19 protein-coding genes are annotated in these 24946 nt (G+C 50.3%); 11 read left to right on the top strand and 8 right to left on the bottom strand.

Annotated elements, in window-relative coordinates:
• Positions 1-158: 158 nt before the first annotated feature.
• Positions 159-1250: a redox-regulated ATPase YchF gene (ychF, locus tag CBR65_RS17235; protein WP_087468004.1), complete on the top strand. Its 1092-nt coding sequence runs from the start codon at positions 159-161 to the stop codon at positions 1248-1250.
• A gap of 187 nt (positions 1251-1437) precedes the next feature.
• On the opposite strand, the gene CBR65_RS17230 is transcribed toward ychF, so the two are convergent.
• On the bottom strand, positions 1438-3390 hold the full coding sequence (locus CBR65_RS17230; RefSeq protein ID WP_087468003.1) for an acyltransferase family protein: 1953 nt from the start codon (positions 3388-3390) through the stop codon (positions 1438-1440).
• Positions 3391-3983: 593 nt separating this feature from the next.
• Here CBR65_RS17230 and CBR65_RS17225 point away from each other — a divergent pair.
• A complete protein-coding gene (locus CBR65_RS17225) occupies positions 3984-5255 on the top strand; it encodes a DUF2254 domain-containing protein (protein ID WP_087468002.1) in 1272 nt (423 codons plus the stop codon).
• A gap of 12 nt (positions 5256-5267) precedes the next feature.
• On the opposite strand, the gene CBR65_RS17220 is transcribed toward CBR65_RS17225, so the two are convergent.
• Genes CBR65_RS17220 through aroA form a run of 3 tightly spaced genes read right to left on the bottom strand, consistent with a single transcriptional unit; the run spans position 5268 to position 8854 of the window.
• Positions 5268-7031, bottom strand: coding sequence for a TIGR03545 family protein (locus CBR65_RS17220; protein ID WP_198300777.1), 1764 nt, complete (start codon positions 7029-7031; stop codon positions 5268-5270).
• A gap of 10 nt (positions 7032-7041) precedes the next feature.
• Positions 7042-7533: a TIGR03546 family protein gene (locus CBR65_RS17215; RefSeq protein WP_087468001.1), complete on the bottom strand. Its 492-nt coding sequence runs from the start codon at positions 7531-7533 to the stop codon at positions 7042-7044.
• 31 nt (positions 7534-7564) lie between these two features.
• On the bottom strand, positions 7565-8854 hold the full coding sequence (gene aroA, locus CBR65_RS17210) for a 3-phosphoshikimate 1-carboxyvinyltransferase (protein ID WP_087468000.1): 1290 nt from the start codon (positions 8852-8854) through the stop codon (positions 7565-7567).
• A 288-nt stretch (positions 8855-9142) separates the two neighbouring features.
• Between aroA and CBR65_RS17205 the strand changes: the two genes are divergently transcribed.
• The 3 genes from CBR65_RS17205 to CBR65_RS17195 are packed head-to-tail and all read left to right on the top strand — an operon-like array spanning position 9143 to position 14501.
• Entirely contained in the window at positions 9143-9898 is a 756-nt protein-coding gene (locus CBR65_RS17205) for a hypothetical protein (RefSeq protein WP_087467999.1), read from the top strand.
• Positions 9898-11412 carry a DNA polymerase Y family protein gene (locus tag CBR65_RS17200; protein ID WP_087467998.1) on the top strand — a complete coding sequence of 505 codons (1515 nt, stop codon included), beginning with the start codon at positions 9898-9900 and terminating at the stop codon, positions 11410-11412. Before CBR65_RS17205 ends, CBR65_RS17200 begins: the two co-directional genes overlap by 1 nt.
• Positions 11412-14501 carry an error-prone DNA polymerase gene (locus CBR65_RS17195; protein WP_087467997.1) on the top strand — a complete coding sequence of 1030 codons (3090 nt, stop codon included), beginning with the start codon at positions 11412-11414 and terminating at the stop codon, positions 14499-14501. Before CBR65_RS17200 ends, CBR65_RS17195 begins: the two co-directional genes overlap by 1 nt.
• A 170-nt stretch (positions 14502-14671) precedes the next feature.
• Here the strand turns inward: CBR65_RS17195 and CBR65_RS22175 are convergent, their stop codons facing one another.
• The 4 genes from CBR65_RS22175 to CBR65_RS17175 form a co-directional block, all read right to left on the bottom strand.
• Positions 14672-15103 (bottom strand): hypothetical protein, encoded by a 432-nt coding sequence (locus tag CBR65_RS22175; protein WP_157672130.1) that lies wholly within the window; start codon positions 15101-15103, stop codon positions 14672-14674.
• A 13-nt stretch (positions 15104-15116) separates the two neighbouring features.
• Complete coding sequence (locus tag CBR65_RS17185; protein ID WP_232461237.1) at positions 15117-16259, bottom strand: ADP-ribosylglycohydrolase family protein; 1143 nt, start codon at positions 16257-16259, stop codon at positions 15117-15119.
• A gap of 225 nt (positions 16260-16484) precedes the next feature.
• On the bottom strand, positions 16485-16829 hold the full coding sequence (locus tag CBR65_RS17180; protein ID WP_087467994.1) for a hypothetical protein: 345 nt from the start codon (positions 16827-16829) through the stop codon (positions 16485-16487).
• The gene (locus CBR65_RS17175) at positions 16830-20825 is read right to left on the bottom strand and encodes an RHS repeat-associated core domain-containing protein (RefSeq protein WP_087467993.1); all 3996 of its coding nucleotides are present in this window, start codon (positions 20823-20825) and stop codon (positions 16830-16832) included.
• Between the two features lie 227 nt (positions 20826-21052).
• Between CBR65_RS17175 and CBR65_RS17170 the strand changes: the two genes are divergently transcribed.
• From CBR65_RS17170 to CBR65_RS17145, 6 genes are all read left to right on the top strand, one after another.
• Positions 21053-22288, top strand: a complete 1236-nt coding sequence (locus CBR65_RS17170) for an RNA polymerase sigma factor (protein WP_232461236.1) — start codon at positions 21053-21055, stop codon at positions 22286-22288.
• A gap of 78 nt (positions 22289-22366) precedes the next feature.
• On the top strand, positions 22367-22741 hold the full coding sequence (locus CBR65_RS17165) for a YciI family protein (protein ID WP_087467991.1): 375 nt from the start codon (positions 22367-22369) through the stop codon (positions 22739-22741).
• Between the two features lie 22 nt (positions 22742-22763).
• Positions 22764-23330: an SRPBCC family protein gene (locus CBR65_RS17160; protein WP_198300776.1), complete on the top strand. Its 567-nt coding sequence runs from the start codon at positions 22764-22766 to the stop codon at positions 23328-23330.
• A 145-nt stretch (positions 23331-23475) separates the two neighbouring features.
• Entirely contained in the window at positions 23476-23910 is a 435-nt protein-coding gene (locus CBR65_RS17155) for a nuclear transport factor 2 family protein (RefSeq protein ID WP_087467990.1), read from the top strand.
• 121 nt (positions 23911-24031) lie between these two features.
• Positions 24032-24388, top strand: coding sequence for a YciI family protein (locus tag CBR65_RS17150; RefSeq protein ID WP_087467989.1), 357 nt, complete (start codon positions 24032-24034; stop codon positions 24386-24388).
• A 29-nt stretch (positions 24389-24417) separates the two neighbouring features.
• On the top strand, positions 24418-24924 hold the full coding sequence (locus tag CBR65_RS17145) for a GyrI-like domain-containing protein (RefSeq protein WP_087467988.1): 507 nt from the start codon (positions 24418-24420) through the stop codon (positions 24922-24924).
• Positions 24925-24946: the final 22 nt, after the last annotated feature.

Here is a 24946-nt window from a genome sequence, read left to right as displayed (position 1 = left end):
ACAACTGTGCCAGAGAGAATGTCGGATTACGCTGCGCTAATCCGACCTACCTGACGATGCAAACCTAGTGACACGCCGCCTGCGCCTGTATAATCCCGCCCCTGTCATTCTTGCGGCGCACTTCGCGCGGCCCTTATCTTCATACACGGAATCACACCATGGGTTTTAACTGCGGCATCGTCGGCCTACCCAACGTCGGCAAATCCACCCTGTTTAACGCGCTGACCAACGCCGGTATCGGCGCCGAAAACTTCCCTTTCTGCACCATTGAACCCAACGCTGGCGTGGTAGCAGTGCCCGACCCGCGCCAGGACAAATTGGCCGAGATCGTCAATCCTGAGCGGGTCGTGGCCACCACCATGGAGTTCGTGGATATCGCCGGCCTGGTGGCGGGCGCCTCCAAAGGTGAAGGCCTCGGCAATAAATTCCTCGCCAACATTCGCGAAACCGACGCTATCGCCCACGTCGTGCGTTGCTTTGACGATGACAATGTTATCCACGTCGCCAACGGCGTGAATCCGGCGGCGGATATCGAGGTGATCAACACCGAACTGGCTCTGGCCGACCTGGAAGCCGTGGACAAAGCCCTTAACCGCTACGCCAAAGCCGCCAAAGGCCAGGACAAGCACGCTATGGCCATGAAAGCCGTGCTGGAAAAAATCCAGCCGCATCTCAACGAAGCCAAGCCGCTGCGCTCGTTTGACCTGGACAAAGAAGAACTGGCGCTGCTGAAAGAAATCAACCTGCTCACCCTGAAACCCACCATGTACATCGCCAACGTGGCTGAAGACGGGCTTGAAAACAACCCGCACCTGGACCTGGTGCGCAAGATCGCTGCCGAAGAAAAAGCGGTAGTGGTGCCGATTTGTAACAAACTGGAAGCCGACATCGCCGAACTGGATGGCGAAGATAAAGCTGAATTCCTCGCCGAGATGGGCATGGAAGAACCCGGTCTCAACCGCGTGATTCGTGCCGGCTATCAATTACTGGGCTTACAAACCTACTTCACCGCCGGCGTTAAAGAAGTACGCGCCTGGACCATCCCCATCGGCGCTACCGCACCGCAAGCCGCCGGTGTGATTCACACCGACTTTGAAAAAGGCTTTATCCGCGCCGAAACTATTTCCTACAATGATTTTGTGGAATACAAGGGCGAACAGGGTGCAAAAAATGCCGGTAAGGCGCGCAAGGAAGGTAAGGATTATGTGGTGCAGGATGGGGATGTTATGCACTTTTTGTTTAACGTGTAGTATAAAAATCCATCTCATACGATTACCAAGCTTCAACATCACCAGAAAACCATCAAGCCACTAATTTTAGTGGCTTTTTTGTTTCCGTATTAATACTTGTAGAAATCAATTGCGCTTTATTTTTCCAACCAATCATAGAGGTGATGGAAGGACATTATCTCAATGAAATCCACAATTTGAATGGCGATTATTTAATCGCCACATCAGCAGTGTCCAGCACATTCCATATCTTGCTAAACATCGGTGTTAAAAGCCGGCTACCGTATTCGCTCAGATGATTGTCATCGTAATACAGGGGACGGTTCTTAATAGAACCCAAACACGTTTTTTCATCGCACAGATAGGGAACAGGATCGATCGTTTCCGCGCCGCATATTTTTGCTGTATCTTCATTTAAATGGCGAATAGCCTTATTTTTATCATTGTAGATGTTGCGACTCACACTCACATCAATCTCTCGCCCTCCGTATAGTTTTGCGCGTGTAATCGTTTGCGGCACATGCACGCCCATATCAGGGATAGGTTGCATAATAAAAACCCTTCTAGTTTCAGCGATGCCACAAATATTATCTGTGTACTGCTGTAAAAAAGCGGGCGCAAAATCCGCATGGGTATTAGGCTTACCATCAAGATAAACTGCTCTGTTTGCCGCAATATTGCCCGGGTTCAGCAATTTTTCAGTCATGTGGTTCACCACGATGACCGGCACACCGGATAAATTGTCGCGCAGATATGTCAGGATTTTCTGATTGTATAAACCGCAGCTGGCAAAATAGGGGGTAGCGATATTGACCGGGGAAATACAACCATCCGCCCCGAGAAAAAGCGCCCCACCTTGTTCATCTGGAATAGCGTCAGCAATCGCATTAATAGCCGTATTGGAATGACTATCACCAATCACGATGACAGCAATCTTCTTGGTGTTTTTACCAAATATACACATGGGTGAGCTTGGATCACTACTGGGCACCACCATACATTCCACCCGAGGATTGCGATTGCGTTGCTCCCCATCCGCTATCGCAATGTACGTATCCACACGCGCCGGTATACCTTGATACCGGAAGATAACAAATCCCGCAGCGGCAATAACCATTAACACACTGGCGTAAACGCTGAGTGGGCGCAAGGGATGTAGCTTGCGCGGTGGCGCTCGCCAATACTGTTCGATAAACCGATATGACAGATGCGCAAATATCATCGATAACAAAATGCCTACACATATCCACATTGGACTTTGTATAACATCAAGCAGGCTTAAAGCCACAACAACCGGCCAATGCCACAAATACAATGAATATGAGGTTGCGCCGAGGTATTGAGCCACCCTGTTTTGTGTCACCCACGAATCATCTCGTGCAGCAACAAGAATCAGAACGGCGCCAGCGACCGGCAGTATTGCCATCCAACCCGGCCACTTCACCGAAGCATCTAAAAATAGTGTGCTGGCTATAATCAATGCGAGGCCGGCAAATTCCATCAAAGGCGCCATCTTTTTGGATGACTTTAATGCAAATAGAAATACCAACCCACCAAGCATCATCTCCCATGCGCGTGTAGGCAATAAATAGAAACCGGCAACGGCCCATCGATCGGGCAGGAACGCAGAGAGTAAAAAGGAACCAAGTGCAAAACTCAGGAGCATCCACGGAATTAATGTCATCGAAAACATTTTCCGTAATACCAGGATCAACACCGGATAGATAATATAGAACTGCCACTCGACAGATAACGACCAGGTATGCAAGAGCCATTTTTCATGGGAGCTTGCGTCAAAATAACCAGATTCCTTAAAGAAAACGATGTTGGATAAAAAGGTCGCGGCACCAATAATATGTTTTCCTAGTCGATCATATTCGTAGGGCGGCAATAAAAACCACGCCAGAAACAACAGGATGAGACACAAGGCAGCCAGCGCCGGAATAATTCTCCTTGCCCTGGCCAAATAAAATTCCAGCACTGAAAACTGATTCTTTTGCAGTTTGGCAAAGATTATACCGGTCATTAAAAAACCGGAGATAACAAAGAATACATCAACACCGACAAAACCACCGCTAAAACCGGGAAGACCAAAATGAAACAGGACCACTATCACAACGGCTATCGCGCGCAACCCATTAATGTCGTGCCTGAAAATCATAGTCACCTCAATCTTAAAAAATTATTATGCGGGAAGGGCAGAATTAAAACCTGCGTACATGACAGGTTTGCGTTAGTGGAAGTGATGTTTTTTTAACTAGCAGCCAGCGTTCCTTTTTGTAGAAGCTTCGAAGCTGTAGAAGCTTTCGAGGCGCAGTGCTCGATGTAACGGAGGCAGAGGATTCTAGCTAAAAGAAGTCTGAGCAAACTGTGTGCCGTTCTCATTTGTGCAGCATTTATTTATGCGGGCTCCGAATTACCAGCAGAAGTGGCGCTGCTAAAATGTCGCTTTTTATTTGTTTAATTGGCTAAGATTTTTAACTGAGCCTAAAAATAGATAGCTATTCTTTCTGCTGTCGCGAAATTCAATAATGTGGTTCAATCTTTCATCGCATCATGTGAAATCAGTTGTTGATGAAAATAGCGACGCCACATCTGATTTTTGCACCACAAAGCTTTACCTCAGTAGAGCTTTGCTTCAAAAAGAGGCTGCATCAACCGATGCACTTACCGCAGCCAATGTGTAATCACAACAGAGCGCAACCAGCGCCTTGGCTATACTGCGGGTAACTTCATTCACCCACGGAGCAGGACATGATTTCCAAATGGCGCTGGATCATTGTGCAGTTCAGCCGCAAGTTATGGGTACGCGCGCTGCTTTTTGCGGTCCTGGCCGTTATCACTGCACTGGCGGCAATTTTTCTTAAACATCTGATTCCCGATGATCTGTCGACCAAGATCGGGGCGGATGCGGTCGACAATATCCTGAATATCCTGGCCTCCAGCATGCTGGCGGTCACCACATTTTCCCTTAGCGTGATGGTCGCGGCCTATACCGCCGCTACCAGTAGTGTTTCGCCGCGTGCAACTCGCCTGTTGATGGAAGACACCACCACCCAAAATGTGCTGGGAACGTTTGTCGGTTCTTTTCTTTTCAGCCTCGTGGGCATTACCGCGTTGAGCACCGGCGTCTACGGTAACGAAGGTCGGGTGATTTTGTTCGTGGTTACGCTCGGCGTTATTGCGCTGATTGTCGCTACCGTGTTGCTGTGGATTGAGCACTTGTCGCATCTGGGGCGCGTTGGCGAAACCAGTGACCGTGTCGAGCAAGCAACGTTGAAAGCGGTACAGCAGCGCATTCAATACCCATGGCTCGGCGGTGCGCCGCTGACAGACGCGCAGCAAATACCCTCCGATGCATTGCCCTTGTATGCAGAGAAAATTGGTTACATCCAGCATATTGATGTGGCTGCTATTTCCCATTGGGCAGAAAAAGCGGAGGCCAGGGTTTACATCACCAGTTTACCCGGTGCCTTTGTTCATCCTAAACGGATGCTGGCTCGGGTGGTGGGCACGCACGAACTCGATCAGGAAAAACTGCAATCCGCATTCTCCATTGCCAACGAACGCTCCTTTGACCAGGACCCTCGTTTTGGATTATCGGTGTTAAGTGAAATTGCTTCGCGCGCCCTATCGCCGGCGGTTAATGATCCGGGTACGGCTATTGAAATTATCGGGCGGGGCTTGCGTATTTTGTGTCATTGGAAAGAGCCGAACACGGGGGACAGCGAATGCATCATTGAGTATCCGCAGGTATTGGTACCGCCGTTAAAGCTTGAAGAATTTTTTGATGATTTTTTTACGCCCATTGCGCGCGATGGCGTCAACATGCTTGAAGTGCAGATTCGTTTGCAAAAGGCGTTGGATGCACTGGCACAACTGGGCGAACCTTTTTATCGGATTGCACGTGACCATGCACAGCAGACATTGCAGCGTACCAATGCCGTGATGGAATTTGATGGGGACAAGCAGGTGTTGCAGGAGTTGGTTGATGACCTGACGCACCAATCAGGTCATCAACCATAAACATAGACGTGGTTATTCTTCTTTTTTATCGCCACCCAAACGATCGCGCAAACTGTCTTTCAACCGATCTTTAGCGCTGTCTTTTACGCTGGCCAACTTTGCGTTAAGCATATTATCAATGCTACCTTGCAACGCATTTGCTTCGCCATCCTGTTGATTCAGCATGGCCAGCCATTCGGATTGCGCGCCCAGCTCTTCCTGCAGTTTGCTGTCCAGTTGGTTGCGCAATTTGGTTTCCAGTTCGGCGATTTTTGCTTTGGCTTCGCCCAACAGTGCATCACCGAGTAAACGATCCAGAGGTGAACGCACGCTGACTTGCGGATCGCTTAGTAAACCTGTCGCGCCCAGGGTCAAGGGAATTTGCGCTTGCTGATTCAATAAACCTGCAAGTTGTTGAATATATTTATTGCCGCTGCTACTGAATTCCGGCTGTTGCAACACAACCTGCGCCTGTTGCTCGATTTTATTATCCACCAATTTCAATGAGCCGGTTGAGTTAAGCAAACTCGCGGCGAGGTTTAATGCACTATCGCCACCGCCAATTTCCATGCTGTCGAGCGCAAAGCCATCCATATCCCATTTCACATTGGTGACCATTTGTTCGCGAATGGCAAAATCACCATTCAATGCAAACGCGGCCAATTTCGGTAGGCCTTGTACATCCAGGTTAAAGCGTGTGGCGTTGTTGATAATATCATGTTGCGCGGTGATGTCCTGCGCACTGATAGTGGCTTCACCGCCGCCGATTAACCAATTGATGCGTGCATTCCGGACCAGAAAATCCGGGTAAGGCTGGCTGGGTAAAGGCAGAATGCGATTAGGCAAGGTAGGTCCCGCTTCAGCCGCAGCAGCATCACCTTTGCCAAAATCTTCAGGGATGTAGGGTTTTACCAAGCGATAAATACTTTCCAATTGCGCGATTCGATCACCCCAGACATCGCCAAGTAAAATCTGGCTGATCGGCGCCAGGCCACCTTCACCAATATTGGCTAATTGTTGCAGTTGTTGCCAATCCGCCGCACTGGCATCGCGCAATGCAGTGACCGCATTCTCTAATTGATCGCGACTCTCGGTTAATTGTTGCTTCACTTGCCGCACTTTATCGCGCTCAGCTTTTAATGTGTCTTGCAGTTTTCTCAGTTGTTCGGTCTTGGCCGCCAGGTCTGCCGCATTTTCGATCTTGCTCTCGGTGAGCGCTTTGATGTCGGCCTGGATTTTTTCCAGATTGTCTTTATTCGGCAATTGCGATTTCAAGGATTCCAGTTGCTTTTTCTGCGCGCTGGCCTGCTCCTGTAACGCTTCACCCTTGGCTTCGGTTTGCAAATTCGCGCGCGCCATTAATTCATCGGCATCAGGCAAATCCAACTGCAAGACTTCCGCCAGATCTACCCTTTCGCTCTCTTCGGCCAGCTCACCGCGATACACTTTTCCTGGCGAGCGACGTTCAGTGCCGTAAGCCAGACCGTCAATTGATAAATCGTTAATCACGTAATAACCCAACAACGCAGGCCAGACTTCCAATGCGGCATTGGCTTGCGCAAAACTGATGGTGTTGTGAGTGGGTTTGTCCTTGTTGGTGATTTGCAAATCTTCAATGGTGAGCGCCAAGGGTGACAGGCTCAGTGACACATCATCGATATTAACTTCTGCACCCACCGCTTTTTCCAACGTGTACACCATACCAATGCGAATGGCCGTACCGGCGAAAACATAGACCAGCAATAAAACCGTCGCCAGCAGCGCAAGAAAAACTAACCATCCCGATTTCCGGATCATCTGCGGCTCCTTAATTTAATTTCTGATACAGCTGAACTAATTTGGTGGCGTTGAGCATTTGCACAATCCGTAATTTTTGCAATTTGCTCATCACTCGTAATCGGTATTGGGTAACCAGCAACGAACCAAGCCAGGCTATCGGCAAGAGCAAGAGCAAACCCAACACAAACGCACCCAGCACCAAGGTGTGATGCAAATGCAAAAGCTGCAGCGTTTCTGTAGAAGCTAATAACTGCAATAAACCCGGCTGTTGCGCGTATTGCCAGGTGAGGGCTTCCAATGCGTCGCCGAAGATAAACATCAAACCGCTACACACGCCCCACACCAATAAAAAAGTCGAGAGGTTGATGGTAAACAAACAGACAATCAGCAGAATCAATAATGTGAGGAAACCAAAGGGCAACAAGCCGGCCAGCAGACCGAGGCCGATGGCCCAGCCGATCTGCCAGGGAGAGGCTTCCGAATTCAGAACCTTAAGAATTTTGGCGAACAGGGTCAGCATAACGTCTCACTCCAGTGAATTCATGTCCTAACTATTTTTCACTCACCACGTCGGCAAACACATCAAAATACGTGGGGAATGTTTTTGCCGTGCATTTGGGGTCATTGATACGCACCGGCACACCGCCGAAGGTTGCCAATGAAAAACACATGGCCATACGATGGTCGTCATAGGTATCGATCGCTGCGTTGGGAATAAGTTTTTCGACCGGCGTCACACGCAGCCAATCTTCTCCCTCTTCCACTATCGCACCCAGCTTGCGCAATTCAGTCGCCATCGCGGCGATGCGATCCGTTTCCTTTACTCGCCAGCTGGCAATGTTGGTCAGGCGCGATGGGCCATCACAGAAGAGTGCAACCACCGCCAGTGTCATGGCCGCATCGGGAATATGATTGAAGTCCCGGTCAAAAGCTTTTAACGGCAAGGCCGGTGCTGAAGCTTCAATCCAGTTCTCGCCTTTGGTGATCTTCACACCAATTGCTTCCAGTGCATCTGCAAACGCGACATCGCCCTGGATACTGTTCTGGCCCACGCCCTGTACCCGCACGGGGCCACGACCCAACGCGCCCGCTGCCAGAAAATAGGACGCAGAGGACGCATCGCCCTCAACAAACATCGTACCCGGCGAGGTGTAGCCCTTCGCCACCGGCACAGTGAAACGCTCCCAGCCATCGCGCTCCACCACCACACCGAATTGCGCCATCAGCTTCAGGGTAATCTCAATGTAGGGCTTGGAGATCAATTCGCTGATCAGCTCGATGCGGGTTTCCTTGCCGGTCATGGGCAGCGCCATCAGCAGCGCCGTCAGGAACTGGCTGGACACATCGCCGCGAATCCTGATGGTGCCTTGTGCAGCAATCTCAGCAGGTTTGATCAACAGGGGCGGAAAACCCTCTTGCCCGAGGTAAGTAATATCCGCACCGATCTGACGCAAGGCATCCACCAGGTCGCCGATGGGCCGCTCGTGCATACGCGGCACACCGTGCAGCTTATAAGTCCCACCGCTTAACGCCAGCGCCGCCGTCAGCGGGCGAAACGCCGTGCCCGCATTACCGAGGAACAGATCGGCTTCTTTATTGGGAAAACCGCCAGTGCCTTCCACACGATAATCATTTTCCCCGATCTGGGTCACACCCACGCCGAGGCTGCGCAAGGCTTCCAGCATCCGGTCAGTATCATCCGACTTCAGCAGGTCGCGAATCTCGGTCGTGCCCTGCGCCAGAGCGGCCAGCAGCAAGGTGCGGTTGGAGATACTTTTGGAGCCAGGGAGCTGTACAACACCCTGCGCGCGGGTAGCGGGTTGCAGATCGAGGAATTCCATTGTGAACCTTTCTTTTGGTGTTTTGTGTCTTGTGATCTTTGGGTAATCACCGGGGATGGCGGGCATCCGCTGGCAATTAGCATGAAAATGAAGTGTGCATGATAACTGGCCCAGCGACAGATGGCATTAGCCAGAAAATTGGTTACTGCGTTTTATGACAAACAACCCCCCACCATTATCCTTTTTGCTCACTCATCGGATGCTCCCAAATGTTCTAACCCGCCCGATTGACGTCCCCATAACCCTCTGCACTATACTGTATATAAATACAGTTATCTTGTGCCAATCATGTGTGATGTACCCTCCGACAAACCAGCCACCGCTTCGCTTGAGCAGTTATTGCTCAGGGATGATATGTGGCTGGGCCATTCGCAGCGCTTTACCGATCGGACAGCGCTGGCCACTGGCCATGCGCTGCTGGATGAGCGGTTATTGCATCAGGGGTGGCCTTTAGGGACGTTGATCGAGGTGTGCCAGCCGGGTATTCAGGGGGAGTGGCTGTTGTTTACGCCGGCGCTGTTACAGGTAACCGGGCTGATTGTGTTGCTTAACCCGCCGGCCATTCCCTTTGCGCAAGCGTTTATCCAGGCCGGTTTTGATCTTGATCGTTTGTTGGTGGTCGATGCGGCGGAGAAAAAACATTTTATTGGCTGCTTTACCGAACTGGCGCGCGCCAGCGTCGGCGCGGTGCTCGCCTGGCAACCGCGGGAGAACATCAGTTATACCGAATTGCGCAAATGTTTACTCTCGGCCTCTGACGGTACCGGCTTGTGTGTGATGTTTCGCCCCTCTGCGGCGCAGCAACAAAGCTCACCGGCCCGTTTACGTTTATTTGCCCGTTTGCTGGCTGATGGGCTGGAAATTACATTGTTCAAACAAACGGGCTATCTGCAAAAACAACAACCACAACCTTTGTTGTTACCGCTGCCGGATTACTGGAAACCGACGCAAGCTTATGCCGCCCTCGACGAAAAAACGGCGGCAACCAAGCAGGACATTGTTCCCCAACGGTTGGCCAGTGTTACACCATTACGAGGTCAGTAATGCGCCCAACTTCTGCACGTTTATGGTTGGCGATTCGGCTGCCTGACTTGCCTTTAACCGCCATCAAATCCGATGCAATTGCGACACCGGTAGTGATTGCCGATAGAAAACGCGTGGTGTTTGCCAACCAACCCGCGCAGCACGCCGGGGTGCAACTGGACATGGATATCACCACCGCGCAATTGCTCAGCGGCTGCGAGATCCTTGAACGAGATCCCGCGCAGGAGCAACAGGCTCTGCACCAATTATCCGAACAGCTCTATCACTTTACGCCGTACATTGATCGCTATTGCAGCCCCACCAGAGCGCAATCCGGTTTATTACTGGAGATATCCAGTTGCCTGCAATTATTTTCCGGTGTTGCGGGCATTGTTCATCGGATTACTGAATGCCTGAATCAAACGCCCCACGGATTTTTATTCGGGCTTGCGCATTCTGCCAAAGCGGCCTGGATACTTTCCTTTGCTGAACATGCCATTACCGGAGAGGAAACCAGGCCGGAATTTCTCCAGCGGCTGAATGCGTTGCCCATTGATGTTTTATTTGATTTTCCCGCCGCACAAGCCTCGTTAACCCGCATGGGGTTTTTCACTCTGGGTGATATTACCCGGCAAATTACGCACAAATCCATACGCAGCTTCAAGAAACGCCTTGGGCATGAATTCGCCGATGTCCTGGCCGAGATTTTTGATATTGATCAGGATTTTTCGCAAGGCGCTTTGTTTGATAAACCCAGAGATATTTATCGGCCCGATGAATGGTTCGAGGAAGCCATTCATTTTGAATACCCGATTACGCTTGTGGATCAGCTGAAGCCGACGTTTGAACATTTATTAAGTTCGCTGGAAAATTATCTGCGCAAGCGGCAACAACAATGCCACGCCATTGAGTGGCACCTGACGGATATTTATCGACGCAAGGCGCATATGACCGTCAACAGTGATTTGCCGCAAAGCCAATGGCAATTACTCTATGACCTCACGCTGATCCAGTTTGAAAATAAAGCACTGCCGTTTGAAGTGGATTCGATCACACTGCTTTGCGAATACACACTGCCCGTACAAAGTGGCAACCAGATACTCGACCTGGATCAAAGCCGTCGCCGCAAGACGTCATCTTCAGATTTCGCTGTCACCATTGCCAAACTGAAGGCACGTCTGGGCGATGCAGCCGTTTATAAACTCAGCTATCACGACAGCCGTGTACCGGAACTCACGCAAGCTGTGTTGACGCTTGCAGAAAAGTCCTTTCAAGCGCTGCCTGATATTCATAAACGCAGCTTACGCCCCACCTGGTTACTGGAGAATCCAGAGCCTATTGAAGATCGGTACCAGCGGCTGTACTGGCACGGTTACCTTGCGCCGCTGATCGGGCCGGAACGCATCATCGGTGATTGGTGGGATAAACCTGTTGCGCGGGACTACTATCTGGCGAAACGTCAGGACAATCTATCGCTATGGATTTTTTTCAATCTTTACGATAAGCAATGGTATGTGCAGGGAGTGTTCGCCTGATGCGCTACGCTCATTTACACACCATCACCAACTTTACTTTTTTGACTGGCGCGTCGCATCCCGACGAATACGTTTATCGCGCCCACGAATTAGGTTATGACGCACTTGCCATCACCGACGAATGTTCTTTGGCCGGCATCGTAAAAGCTTTTGTGGCCGCAGAACAACTGAAGATGAAGCTGATTATCGGCAGCCGTTTTACGTTATCCAACGACATGCGATTAATTGCCATTGCACCGTCAAAAATTGCTTATGCAGAACTGTCCGGTTTTATCACCCTGGCGCGTCGGCGTGCGGAAAAGGGCTCCTATGAAGCGCACTTTGAAGACCTGCGCTTTCGCCTGCGTCATTGCCTGGTGATTTGGTTGGCGGACCTCAACGACACCATTACCGATGCAACCGCGACGGAATTAAGTAACGCTTTTAAAAATCGATTATGGATCGGCATTAACCATCAATTTTATGGCGGCGAGCAACAGGATTTTGAACGCTGGCATCAGCTCAGCCTAAACAAGAATATTCCTTTGGTGGCCTGCGGTAGCGCTCTGATGCACAGCAACGAACGCAAACCACTACAAGATGTGGTGACGGCTATTCGTCACAATACGTCCGTGCAGGAAATGGGCACCCGGTTGGAACTCAATGGCGAGGCCTATTTAAAATCATTTCACCAGCTGGCCAGGTTGTACCCCGCCGCATTATTGAATGAAACCTGTGTGATTGCAGACCGCTGCAATTTTTCTATGGACGAGTTGCGCTACCAATATCCACGGGAATTAGTTCCGGACAATTTTTCCCCTACGGAGTATTTACGCCATTTGGTTGATGAAGGAAAACGCAAACGCTGGCCCGAAGGTGTATCTCCCGCCAATGAAAATCTGATAGAAAATGAATTAACGATAATCGAAAAACTTGAATACGAATATTATTTTCTAACCGTGCATGACATTGTCCGATTTGCTCGCCAACAGCGGATTCTTTGCCAAGGCAGAGGCTCGGCAGCTAATTCTATCGTGTGTTATTGCTTATTTATTACCGAGATTGAACCGGGCCAAATCAATGTCCTGTTTGAACGTTTTATCTCACTGGAGCGCGATGAGCCGCCCGATATTGACGTGGACTTTGAACATCAACGACGCGAGGAAGTGATCCAATATATTTACCAAAAATATGGTCGCGAGCGCGCCGCCATTGCCGCCACGGTCATTACCTATCGCAGCCGTAGCGCGGTGCGTGATGTTGGCAAGGCGTTAGGCATGGATGAAACACTGATTGATCACCTGGCAAAAAATATTGCCTGGTGGGATAGAAGCACAGATTTGCAAAAGCAGGTGGAATCCCTCAACACCGATGTCAACCATACGCTCCTGATGCACTTCTTTAACCTCGTGCAACAGATACGTGGCTTCCCCCGGCACCTGAGCCAGCATGTGGGTGGCTTTGTGATTTCCGAGACTAAAATCAGCGACCTGGTGCCGCTGGAAAATGCGAGCATGCCGGACAGGACCATTATTCAATGGGACAAGGAAGATCTTGAAGCCATGCGTTTACTGAAGGTGGATGTCCTGGCGCTGGGCATGCTCTCAGCCTTGCGCCGTGCGCTGGATTACATCACGACTTACGAACCGACTATTCGCTCGATACAGGATATTCCTAAAGATGATCCCGCCACCTATAACATGCTTTGTCGTGGCGACAGTGTAGGTGTATTTCAAGTGGAATCGCGCGCGCAAATGGCGATGCTGCCACGCTTAAAACCCGTATGCTTTTACGATCTGGTGATTCAAATCGCCATTGTGCGACCAGGTCCGATTCAAGGTGATATGGTCCACCCCTATTTGCGTCGCCGCGCTGGTAAGGAAGACATCACTTATCCGAGCGACACAGTGAAAAGTGTGCTTGAACGTACTCTGGGTATTCCCATTTTTCAGGAACAGGTGATGCGCTTATCCATGGTAGCCGCTGGCTTCAGCGGCGGCAAAGCAGATCAATTACGCCGGGCCATGGCAAACTGGGGGAAAAATTCCAAACTCTTATCGTTTGAACAAGATTTTAAAGATGGCCTGTTGAACAATGGCTACACGCAAGAATTTGCCGACCGATTGTTTGAACAAATCAAAGGCTTCGGCGGCTATGGATTTCCCGAAAGCCACTCCGCCTCTTTCGCCATTCTGTGTTACTTGTCCAGTTGGATTAAACGACACCATCCGGCGGCGTTTTATTGCGCACTGCTGAACAGTCAACCCATGGGATTCTACAGCCCCTCACAATTAATTCAGGATGCCCGCAAACACGGCCTCACAATTTTTCCCATCGATATCAATCAAAGCCGATACGAATACACACTCGAACCAGACCACCGGGGTAAGTGGGGAATTCGCTTGGGATTTATTGCCGTGGGATCGCTCAATGCAGAAAAAGCGGAAGCCATTGAAGTGTTCCGCGCGCAAAAACCTTTCACCTCCTTGCACGACATCATCAAACGCACCAACCTTAGCGATAGCGACCTCGAATGCCTCGCCTCTGCCGATGCTTTGCTCAACATCGCCGGCGACCGCTACCGCGCCCGCTGGCAGGCATCCGCCTTATTGCCCCATTCAGAACTGTTGGAAGACAGCGAAGTCGATGACGATCCATTATTAATGAATGGCCCCACGCTGGAAGAAAATGTGATGGACGATTATGCCTCCATCGGTTTGACACTGCGTGCACACCCGATGGAAATACTCAGACAGGAATACCCCTTTAACCGCTGCAAGCGCCACGCCGAGTTAATTCACTTGCCACACAAAGGCTTCGTCCGCATCGCTGGCATCGTCACCGGACGACAACGTCCCGGCACCACCACCGGCGTCATGTTTGTCTCCCTGGAAGACGAAACCGGCACCAATAATGTGGTTGTCTGGAGCACAACGCAGGAACAGTTCCGAAAAGAATTATTGACAGGGAAATTGCTGATCATCAAAGGCACCGTCGACATACTGACAGATGACGTCGGCGCCCCTATTGTTCATGTGCTCGCTGGTCATATTGAGGATGTGACGGATCGACTGCAAAGCCTTGCGTTAAAATCGCGGGATTTTCATTAAAAGTGAGCGCTAAAGAAAGTCGGCATTAATATCGATATTTAGATTTATCAAAATCGAGAAGCGATGACTCCACTTAAAAAAGGGAGGTAGATCGTGAACATCTGAACAAATAAATATTTACCGAGGTTATTCGGCAAGAAGGCCTTCAGCATACGATGTGCTGCGATAGCTTAATGAATAAGCTCATGGGCTCGCGCATCAACCTCATAAGGTGCATCATAATAGCCATACTGAAATATTTGCTGAATGTATTCAACAATAAAAGCCTGAACAGAACCGGCAACTTCGTATTGCTGAACATGCCGAAATTCATGGGAAAGCAGCCTGTCAGTGATATAACCTTCGCGCAAATAAATACCATAACCAAGCGTCAGCCCTATAGTATCCGGACCAAGAAAATTCATTTCCTCAGCGACTTTTCGCAACAAAGGGTCATCCGGAGGTGAAATTTTAGCAACCGACAATATGCGAATTTTCTCTGGCCGCAGAACACCTACTTGAGAGGCTATCACAATTTGCTCTGAAGTTAGTGAGACTCCAGACCCAAGGATAATTTCTTGCTGTTGACTGACCCAGTTAGCAGCATGATCAAATATTTCCAATTTTATCGATCCCTTATCGCTCGACTCGAACAAAACTTGGTGTCCTGCAAAGTCCAAAGCGGCGAAGTTTATCCGCATAGATATAAAAAACGTGAAAACAGGAGAGCTTTTTTATCCAAAGTGGATTGATTTGATGTTCACCATAATACGCGCCAGCCAATTGACCATAAACAGCAGCCACCGTATCGGCATCATCGCCAAGATTGGCCGCTAAAATAGCGCCCTCTTCAAATGTGTCTGTGTTATGAAAAGCCCATATTGCCGCTTCCAAGGTATGGACCACATATCCTGACGATCTAATTTTATCTCTGGACTTTCTACATGCCTCCATAGCGACATTTTGTATCGCCAAGCTTAACGGGTTATCGTTCCAAAAATTTGGGTAGGGCTCATAGAGCCCCTGTGTAAGCTCCGCCTTGCTTACACCTTTGATTGCACCATGTAAAAGAGCTCCAAGATACCGACAGGCATCCACAGCCTCCTTTGCACCATGGGTAGTTTTGGAACTTTCTGCGCACCACTCGACACAACTGTCCGGATCAGAAAAATAAAAAAGAACTACCGGAGCAAGCCGCATCAAAGACCCATTACCTGCAGCCATTGGGTCTGTCGAACCTGAATATGCATCGCCGGTTTCCATGTATCTATTAAGCGCATCCACAACGGTATTACCAATATCGAAACACCTACCATTCGAGCTAAATATTCCTTTTTTCCACCATAAGCAATATAAATCAAGTTGATCTTGATAGTTAAATGACTCCTTTCTAATTAAACTATGAGCAAGACAAAGAGCCATACTTGTATCATCAGTCCACTCACCGGGACGAAGACCAAAAGGACCACCACCAATTATTGATGTTACCTCTGGTAAGGAATCCCTCTGCGAAAACTCAAGGGTTGTACCTAATGCATCCCCCAATGCCAAACCGAGCAGAGCCCCGCGAAACCGCGAGGCAAACTCAGATGAATTTTGCCCAGCAGCGTCCAGGTATGCTTTAGTTTCCATTATGTCGCTATTTACTGCGCAACGATGATCAAGGTAGGGCAAAAGCCATACGGAGATAGATCTGCAACCTTCTTTAATTCGATCATGAAGAGGGGGAAATGCCAGTGGATCGTCTAAAGTGGATGCACGTTTTTCAATAAGATCCAAGCACACTTTCATCTAAAGCACCCAAGCGATACATATAATTTTATATTTTACGAATGACAATATTTTGGACCTAATCATGCAATTGTTATTTTCGAGTGACCTTAAAATCTCATCCGGTTCCAACAAGGTTTTTCCCTCTACCTGAGAACTCCTCCGACGTCTTTCGCATATAGCTTATGCCATGCAAACATAGCAACACTTAAAGCACACCCATGCGAATTTAAACTACGCCACCTTCTTTGAACGCTCTAAATATTCACGAAAGCATTTATCGCAAACACCGCCGCCATTCATTACTGGACCAAACAGTACATCTAGTTTTTTCTCATCTTCATCAGATATAACCTCATATGAATCAGCTGCTGATAAAAAGTCGAATGCCTCTTTACTCATCCAATATTGAATATCAAAGATTTCCCCACCGCTCTCTTCGTCAAAAAACTTAATATCAACACGCTTTATTTCCGATGGGATCAGCAAAATATTGTTTGAGATTTTATCTACAAGCTCATTTGATACATAAGGATTAAACCCTGACTCTCCATGCACATCACATAATATTATGCCCATTTATACCTCCAAGGACGGAGCGTCCTCTATTCGCCCAAAGCCATTACCCCTCATAAACTTAAAAAATCCCTTTTTGCTTCTTTGTATGGGCGCATGCCCTCCAGCTTCAAGAACGTCAAAAACGTGAGAATAACAGCTATTTTCTATTAGATCGTACTTACCAATTTCCGAATTTAATATTTCTTTCTGATACCGAAAGGCAGCCTCAGCATTGGGGAGCGCTATTCTTGCTTCATGAGCTACAGTACAGTTTTTTATAGCATCTGAATTAATACTACTCGCACGTCTAATTGATGTTGATGATTTATCAGATGATGTAATCACCTGATGAGTTGAATAGCTCAACTCATCCCACACAATTTCTATAGTTAAATGTCCTTCTGCATATCCATTCTCAAGTTGACGAACTACCGCATACCCTTCCTTACACGTCAGCCCCAACGGATCAACCCACCCCACCGGGTTGGGCGCATACTGATAATTATTCACCCCACCCAATAACCCAATCGGGTCTTGCGTCGTAAACTGCCCCAGGCTCGGGTCGTAATAGCGGTGCCGGTTGTAGTGCAATCCGGTTTCTTCATCAAAATACTGACCCTGAAACCGTAGATTGTTTTCAACTTCCTCAATGTCTTTTTCCGCGACATTCCCGTAGGTTTTGTAGCGCGCTTTCCAGACAAGTTTGCCTTGTTGGCTGGTGAGTTCGCGGGGCGTGCCGAGGTGGTCGAGGTGGTAGTGGTAGATCTCGCCGTCCTGGACCATGGCGAGAGGTTTGAAGCTTTCCGGTTCGTAGACGTAGGTCTTCTTAAGGTTGTTGCGGGTTTCCTGGGCGAGCTGATCGCCGGCCCAGAGGTAGTGAGTTGCTCCGAAGTTGTCTTGTTTGCGGATACGACGACCAATGGGGTCGTAGGCGTATTCGGTTGTTTGCCCTTCTTTAACCACTTTCACTAATTGATTATTGAAGTTGTATTCAAAAACCGTTTCGAGTTTGCCGCCTTTGCCGCGCGCTTCGCGGATCAGGTTACCACGTGCGTCGTAGTCGAATTTGCGGTCGCCTTGCATCTGCAAACGATTGCCGCGCGTGGTTTTTCCGGTGTCGCTTTTTTGTTGGCCGAGCAGGTTGCCGGCAGGGTCGAAGACGAAGTGTTCGTTTAAATCGCCTTCGGTGCGTTTGAGTTTGTCCACCATGTCGTAGACGTAACGTACTTCCCAGCTACCGTCTTTAAAGCTACTTAAATTACCGAACGGATCGTATTGGTATTCGCGGTTGATCAGATCATTTTTTTGCTGGCGATGGATGGCGTGCTGTTTCGCCAGGCGTCCCATGGGATCGTAATCGCTGTGGGTAATGATGTCGCCCTGGATTCGATTCAACTCGCGCCCAACATCATCGCGTTGGATTTGGGTAATTGCTGCCCCGTTAAATAAGACTTGTTGCAAACGATCAAAATGATCGTAGGCGTAATCAATAGCCTCACGGCCCGGCAGCTGCAATTTTTTCAGTTGCCCGTTGGCAGCGCGCTGGTAGTTAATGTCCACCATGCTGCCGCTGATACGCTGGCGTTTTTCATTAAGGTCGCTGTGGTGCTCTTTGATCAAAAAGCCCAAACGATCATATTGAAATGCGAGATATTGATGGCTGTTGTAGGTTTCCGTCAAACGGCCAACCGGGTCGTACATATAACGGCTGTATTCCGCTGTCGCATCCGGGTTTTTCAGCGCGCGGCTTGTTTTGGACAGCATGCGCCCGAGCGGATCGCGTTCAAATTCGGTGACGACCTCGCCGGCATCCAGGTGTTTAATCAAGTGGCCGGCGTTGTTGTATTTGTAGTGCTGGATGCGCCCGTCGAAGCCCACTTCTTTAATCAGGCGTTCATTGCCGTCGTAAACGAATTGGTAGTCGTCACCATTTTCGTTAATCAGACGCGTCAGGTTGCGTTCGTTGTCGTATTCATAGCGGAGGCTGTTGCCTTCCGGATCGGTGCGGCGCACTACCTGGCTTAAGCCATCGTATTCATATTTTGTGACGCGCCCGCGCCGGTCGCTGATGCGTTCGACCTGGCCATTGGCGTTGTATTGGATATCGACTTTTTCGCCGCCGGGATAAGTCACCCGCTCCAGTTCGCCGCTGTCGTTATAAAAATAACGCGTCGTGCCACCGTGGTGGCGACTGGCGAGCCACACATCCATTTGTACGATCTGGCCCAAGGCGTTGTATTTAAAACTTTGCTTGTGGCCCGCCGGGTTAATCACCGCCGTCAGTTCGCCAGCCGCATTCCATTCGTAACGGGTAACGCGTTCGCGCGCATCCAGTTGCTGGCTGAGCAAACCCTGCGCGTTGTAACGGTAGCGCGTGATCTGGCCGTCTGGTGCAGTGAGGGTATCGAGCAAGCCACGCGCGTTGTAACTGCGGCGCCAGAGTGCACCGTCTTTATCGGTGGACGTGAGCAGCTTGCCGTGAAAAAAATAACGCGTCTGACGCTGATCGAGTGCGTCAATGACACCGATTAAATTGCACGCACCGTCGTAGGCATAACGGGTGGCATTGCCTTCGGGATCGGTGTAGCTGGCGAGCAGGCCATTGTCGTAAGTGTAACGATGGGTATTGCCTTCGTTATCAATCTCTTCAGTGATTAAACCGAATTCGTTGTAGGTGTAATAAGACGTGTAGCCGCGACTGTCGGTGGCCTGGCTGCGATTGTTGTCCGGGTCCCACTGGAAGCGATAATCGTAGATGCCCTTGTCGCCCCAGGCGCGCAAACACCGCGCTTGCGTATATTCACCGTCCCACTCGTAGTAATAACTGAAACCGGTAGCCAGGGTGCGACGGCTGAATAGGTGATGGTTGTAGGCGTAGCTTTCGCCGCGCCCGGCAGCATCACGATGCGCGATCAAATCCCCGTCGTCGCTGTAGTCGTATTCAGCTAGCACCCGACTTTGTTGCGAGGCACTGTCTTGCAGGGTGATGCGACTCACGCGGCCATGGGCATCGCGGGTAAATTGCAAGGCTTTACCCCAGTTTCCCGTCACGCGGATTAACGCGTTGTAAGCGTCGTAATGCAGGTTAAGCACAAAACCCTGCTCGGCCTCGCCGGATGCCTGGCGGGCTTGATACGCAGGATGTTGTATCTGGGTCAGGCGGAAGGCACCGGTTTGACCGAGGCGCGTGAAGACTTTGTGCGGCTGGCCCTGTTTGCGCAACACGTAGGCATCATAGGAGATAGCGTCCAGATCCATCTGTTCGTTCAGTAATTTGCTGCGCTGATACGGGCGTGGGCGTTTAAACGTCAGAATGCGACCTTCGTCATCGCTCAGCTCGACCGTATGGTGGCCTTCGTACAAACGCTCGCAACCGCTGTGGGTCCAGCCATGGCCCAGGCCGATATCGCGGCTGTGGCCGGTGCGATAAGTACGTCTCCAGGTGAAGGGCAACGGGCCGGGCAATGTAAAGTCTGTCAGGCTCAGCAATTCCTCGCCGGAGATCATGCTGATGGGGCAGCCGTTGGTGCAGGTGTTGGCAACGGCGGCAGTGCCTTCGTTGGCAGTGTTGGATACCTTGCCGGGCTGGACGCTGGTCACGGCATTTTGGTCAGAGCAGGTCTCGCTGGACTCCGCCGTTACCGCATGGGCTTTGACGTCTTCTTTGGGCGGCGGCAATGCGTCAGAGGCACTGCTCTTGCCCCCGCCTTTGGCGCTGCGATGCCCGCGAAATTCGGTACCCGCCGTTGCGTCAGGCTGGGCCGTTACGGGCACTAACTGCAGCTTTTTGCTGTTCAGGGCGCTGCCAACTTCCTGCTGGATTTTCTCCTGCGAGGGCGGCACGGGCTGCTTGGGAAACAATAATTTCCACACTTCCGCCCAGGTCGCCGGCTGAATCAGGCGGGCGGACTGCAATATCTGCCGGGAATCTTTGGTGGGAGTCCCACCGGTGGTGGGGGTATTAACGGGGGAGAGTTGAAACTCGGCGCCGGTGGTGTTCTTAAACAGTATTTTCATACATCCCTGCTGCTACATAGATATTCCGCAATGCGGGCAACAATAAAACAGGTCGTGCAGTATTCGCAAACCCAATTCAAACGAAGACTCATGCTATCACAGCAAAATGGCCGCGAAACCGGGCGCGGATAACGTTTTTGACGAAAGGTTTACATCTTCATACAAGCCATCAGAAAAGTGGATGCTAAACTCGCCCCATCTATATCAATAATCATCGTGAGGACGCCGTGACTGACGCAAACCGGCATATGCAGCAAACCCTGGAGACGATTTATCGCACCGAATCCCGCCGGGTACTGGCGACACTGATTCGCTTGCTGGGCGATTTTGACCTGGCTGAAGAAGCCTTGCATGATGCCTTCAGTGCTGCCATGGACCAATGGCCCCGCGACGGCCTGCCGGATAATCCCCGCGCCTGGCTGGTATCCACCGGTCGCTTCAAAGCGATTGACCAACTGCGCCGCCGGGCGCGCTTTGATACCTCACTGGAAGATGTCGCCGACCGGCTGGATGAAGAAGCAGAGGAGATGGATAACGAGAATATCGAGGATGATCGCTTGCGCCTGGTGTTTACCTGCTGCCACCCCAGCCTGTCGCCCGATGCCCAGGTGGCGCTGACCCTGCGTGAAGTCTGCGACCTGACAACTGAGGAAATTGCCCGCGCTTTTCTGACTTCCGCACCGACTGTGGCCCAACGCATCGTGCGCGCCAAAGCCAAGATCCGCGATGCCCGCATCCCCTATGAAGTCCCCGCGCCAGCCCAATTACCCGAGCGGCTAGATTCCGTATTGCACGTCATCTACCTGGTGTTTAACGAAGGCTACTCCGCCTCTACCGGCAACGCCGTAACCCGCCACGACCTCTCTGCCGAAGCCATTCGCCTGGGCCGTCTGCTGGTGGAATTACTGCCGGAATCCGAAGCCATGGGTTTGCTGGCCTTGATGTTATTGCATGATTCCCGCCGCCACGCGCGCATGTCGGCCGATGGCGACTTGATCCTGCTGGACGAGCAGGATCGCTCACTCTGGGATCGTCAGCTTATCGCCGAAGGCAGCGAATTGATCACCCGCTCATTGAGTTCGCGCCGTTTTGGTCCCTACACCATCCAGGCCGCGATTGTCGGCGTTCACGCCGAAGCAACGACGCCAGCGGAGACGGATTGGCATGAAATTGTTGGACTTTACGACCTGTTGTTACGCGTTGCGCCCTCACCGGTGGTAGAGCTTAATCGCGCCGTAGCTGTCGCCATGCGCGACGGCCCAGAAGCCGGACTGACCATCATTGACGACATGATCGGCAAGGGTGAACTCAAGGATTATCATTTGCTCTACTCCGCCCGCGCCGACCTGTGCCGCCGACTTGGCCGCCATCAAGACGCAAAAACCGCTTATGAGCAGGCGCTGAAACTGACCAAACAGGAGCCGGAGCGACGCTTTTTAGAACGGCGCATTGCCGCGTTATAAAAAAATTTTAACTCCTGTCGATTCTGTAGTGTGCCAAACGACTATTAAGAAAAACCGCCACTCAGCAGGATCGACACCATGAAATACCTCTGCCTTATTTATCTCGACGAAGAAGCGATGAATGCACTGCCACCCAGTGAGTGGAACGCGCTGATAAGGGAGTGCATCGCCTATTCGGACCAACTGCAAGCCAGCCACTATTACCTCGCCGGCGATGCTCTGGAGTCCGTTCATACCGCCACCACCGTGCGCTGGCGCAATGGCAAATTGTCGGCAACCGACGGTCCCTTTGCTGAAACCAAAGAACAGCTTGCCGGTTATTGCTTGCTTGAAGCGCGGGATTTGAACGAAGCCATTCAGCTAGCGAGCAAATTGCCGCCAGCGCGCTATGGCGGTGTAGAAGTACGGCCCATCCGTGAGCTGGAAGAATCACTTGTTCAAACTGTCAGTTAAAAAATCCCATCAAGGAAACATTATGAAGACCAAGAGATCCATCACCATGACCATTGTTCTGATTATCATTGCGCTGATTGCCATCCTGCTGATTCTGGCCGCGACCAAACCCGATCATTTTCGGGTTGAACGCACGATTACCATCAACACATCGCCTGAACAGATTTTCCCACTGATCAATAATTTTCATCAGTGGACACATTGGTCGCCATGGGAGAAAAAAGACCCGCAGATGCAACGCCATTACAGTGACGGCCCCAGCGGAACAGGCGCGACCTATGCGTGGGAGGGCGACAATAACGTTGGCCACGGACGCATGGAAATTACGGAATCCACGCCCTACACAAAAGTTGGTATTGCGTTGCATTTCATCAAGCCTTTTACCGCACATAACACCGCCACGTTTACGCTCACACCGACAGACAATGGCACCAGAGTCGAATGGATAATGGAGGGCCCGAATTCCTTCATCAGCAAACTTATGCATGTCTTTATCAATATGGACAAGATGGTGGGGAAAGATTTTGAGGCTGGATTGCAGCAGATGAAAACAGTCGCCGAAGCGCCAGAGAGAGCGTCGGTACGTTAATCAACACTGTCAGCAGAATGACAGGGATTGAGCAGCAGGACGAATCGCCATAGCATGAAAAAAACATCTTGTGTCGATACGACCAGCTCTTAATCGACTAATGACTAATGACTAATGACGCATCAACGATTAAAGGAGAACCAATATGTCCACGTCCAACGAAGAAATCGAAATCCGCGCCAGCATTGAACAATGGGAAGCCGCCATGCGCACCGGCAAGGTCGACGAGATCGTCAAACACTACGCCGACAACCTCGTCGCTTATGATGCGGTAATGAAGCTGCAATTCGTCGGCAAGAAAGCCTATACCGACCACTGGCATGCCTGCATGGAATTTGCACCACACGGCATGATTTACGAAGCACGCGATCTGGTTATCCATACCGAAGGCAGTATCGCATTCAGCTACAATCTGGCCCGGTGCGGCGGCTACGATGATCAGGGCAACGAGCAATTTTCCTGGATGCGCGTAACGCGTGGCTATCGCAAAATGAATGGTCAATGGCTCGTGATCCACGAACACTTTTCCAGTCCGTTTGATATGGAAAGCGGCAAAGTGTTGTTTGATGCAACACCTTGAACAACGGGATAAAAGGCATTCCAGAAAATCAGGCTTATGTTTTTTAAGCCATGCACATTGATATTGATTCAAAACAAACTACCAGCCTGCAATGGCTATCGATCAAATTACAGGACATTTTATGAAATACCTTTGTCTCGTTTACTACGATGAAAATGTTATCAATGCCATGTCTCCGCAAGAATGGGAGTCACTCAACAAGGAATGTATTGCCTGCGGTGACAATCTGCGTAGCACAGGCCACTTTCTTGGAGGTAATGCGCTGCAACCAGTCAATACAGCGGCCACCTTACGTGTTCGCGATGGCAGGCCACATGTTACCGATGGTCCCTTCGCCGAGACAAAAGAGCAATTGGCTGGCTTTTATTTATTGGAAGCCGAGAATCTCGACCAGGTGATTCAGCTAGCAGGCAAGATTCCACCTGCACGGCTCGGCAGCATTGAGATTCGACCCATTCGCGAATTGCAGCCTGATTAATCAGGCTGTTACAAGCTCAGGAATACGATATGACAATGCCTTCAGCGACGTCCATAAAACCTGCACGCTTTGAACAGAAAAGCACTATGCGTATTGCGGGCTTACGTCTTCGGCTTGATGATAAGGCCGCGCAAAAAATACCCGAACTGTGGCAACAACTTGCACCGCATCTGGGTAAAGTGTCATCACAAGTTGGCAACGCAGATTATGGCTTATGTATCCGTGTCGATGACAGTAATAGCTGTTTTGATTATCTGGCCGGCATGGAAATTGGAGATCGATCCGGTGTGCCAACAGAATGGTCTGAGGTAATGCTACCGGAGCAACAATACGCCATATTTACTCATCATCAACATGTGTCGCAATTGCGCCAAACTATCCATAACATTTTTGATCAATGGCTGCCTGCATCGGGTTATGTCCACGCAGCTGGCGGCCCAGGCATGGTGCATTTTATTGAGCGTTACGGTGACACGTTTAATCCGCAGACAGGTACCGGTGATATTGAACTCTGGTTACCCGTTAAAACCAGGTAATGTTTCAGCAATTCATTTTCAG

The sequence above is a fragment of the Cellvibrio sp. PSBB006 genome, assembly GCF_002162135.1.
GTDB lineage: Bacteria > Pseudomonadota > Gammaproteobacteria > Pseudomonadales > Cellvibrionaceae > Cellvibrio.
This window is presented reverse-complemented; position numbering and strand designations above follow the sequence as displayed.

What these genes read in the sequence shown, in the direction of transcription:
- CBR65_RS17205 (WP_087467999.1), top strand. Translation starts at nt 9,143, where the DNA reads ATGTGTGATGTACCCTCCGACAAACCAGCCACCGCTTCGCTTGAGCAG.
- CBR65_RS17155 (WP_087467990.1), top strand. Translation starts at nt 23,476, where the DNA reads ATGTCCACGTCCAACGAAGAAATCGAAATCCGCGCCAGCATTGAACAA.
- CBR65_RS17175 (WP_087467993.1), bottom strand. Translation starts at nt 20,825, where the DNA reads ATGAAAATACTGTTTAAGAACACCACCGGCGCCGAGTTTCAACTCTCC.
- CBR65_RS17145 (WP_087467988.1), top strand. Translation starts at nt 24,418, where the DNA reads ATGACAATGCCTTCAGCGACGTCCATAAAACCTGCACGCTTTGAACAG.
- ychF (WP_087468004.1), top strand. Translation starts at nt 159, where the DNA reads ATGGGTTTTAACTGCGGCATCGTCGGCCTACCCAACGTCGGCAAATCC.
- CBR65_RS17150 (WP_087467989.1), top strand. Translation starts at nt 24,032, where the DNA reads ATGAAATACCTTTGTCTCGTTTACTACGATGAAAATGTTATCAATGCC.
- CBR65_RS17220 (WP_198300777.1), bottom strand. Translation starts at nt 7,031, where the DNA reads ATGATCCGGAAATCGGGATGGTTAGTTTTTCTTGCGCTGCTGGCGACG.
- aroA (WP_087468000.1), bottom strand. Translation starts at nt 8,854, where the DNA reads ATGGAATTCCTCGATCTGCAACCCGCTACCCGCGCGCAGGGTGTTGTA.
- CBR65_RS17225 (WP_087468002.1), top strand. Translation starts at nt 3,984, where the DNA reads ATGATTTCCAAATGGCGCTGGATCATTGTGCAGTTCAGCCGCAAGTTA.
- CBR65_RS17180 (WP_087467994.1), bottom strand. Translation starts at nt 16,829, where the DNA reads ATGGGCATAATATTATGTGATGTGCATGGAGAGTCAGGGTTTAATCCT.
- CBR65_RS17230 (WP_087468003.1), bottom strand. Translation starts at nt 3,390, where the DNA reads ATGATTTTCAGGCACGACATTAATGGGTTGCGCGCGATAGCCGTTGTG.
- CBR65_RS17215 (WP_087468001.1), bottom strand. Translation starts at nt 7,533, where the DNA reads ATGCTGACCCTGTTCGCCAAAATTCTTAAGGTTCTGAATTCGGAAGCC.
- CBR65_RS17160 (WP_198300776.1), top strand. Translation starts at nt 22,764, where the DNA reads ATGAAGACCAAGAGATCCATCACCATGACCATTGTTCTGATTATCATT.
- CBR65_RS17165 (WP_087467991.1), top strand. Translation starts at nt 22,367, where the DNA reads ATGAAATACCTCTGCCTTATTTATCTCGACGAAGAAGCGATGAATGCA.
- CBR65_RS17195 (WP_087467997.1), top strand. Translation starts at nt 11,412, where the DNA reads ATGCGCTACGCTCATTTACACACCATCACCAACTTTACTTTTTTGACT.
- CBR65_RS17200 (WP_087467998.1), top strand. Translation starts at nt 9,898, where the DNA reads ATGCGCCCAACTTCTGCACGTTTATGGTTGGCGATTCGGCTGCCTGAC.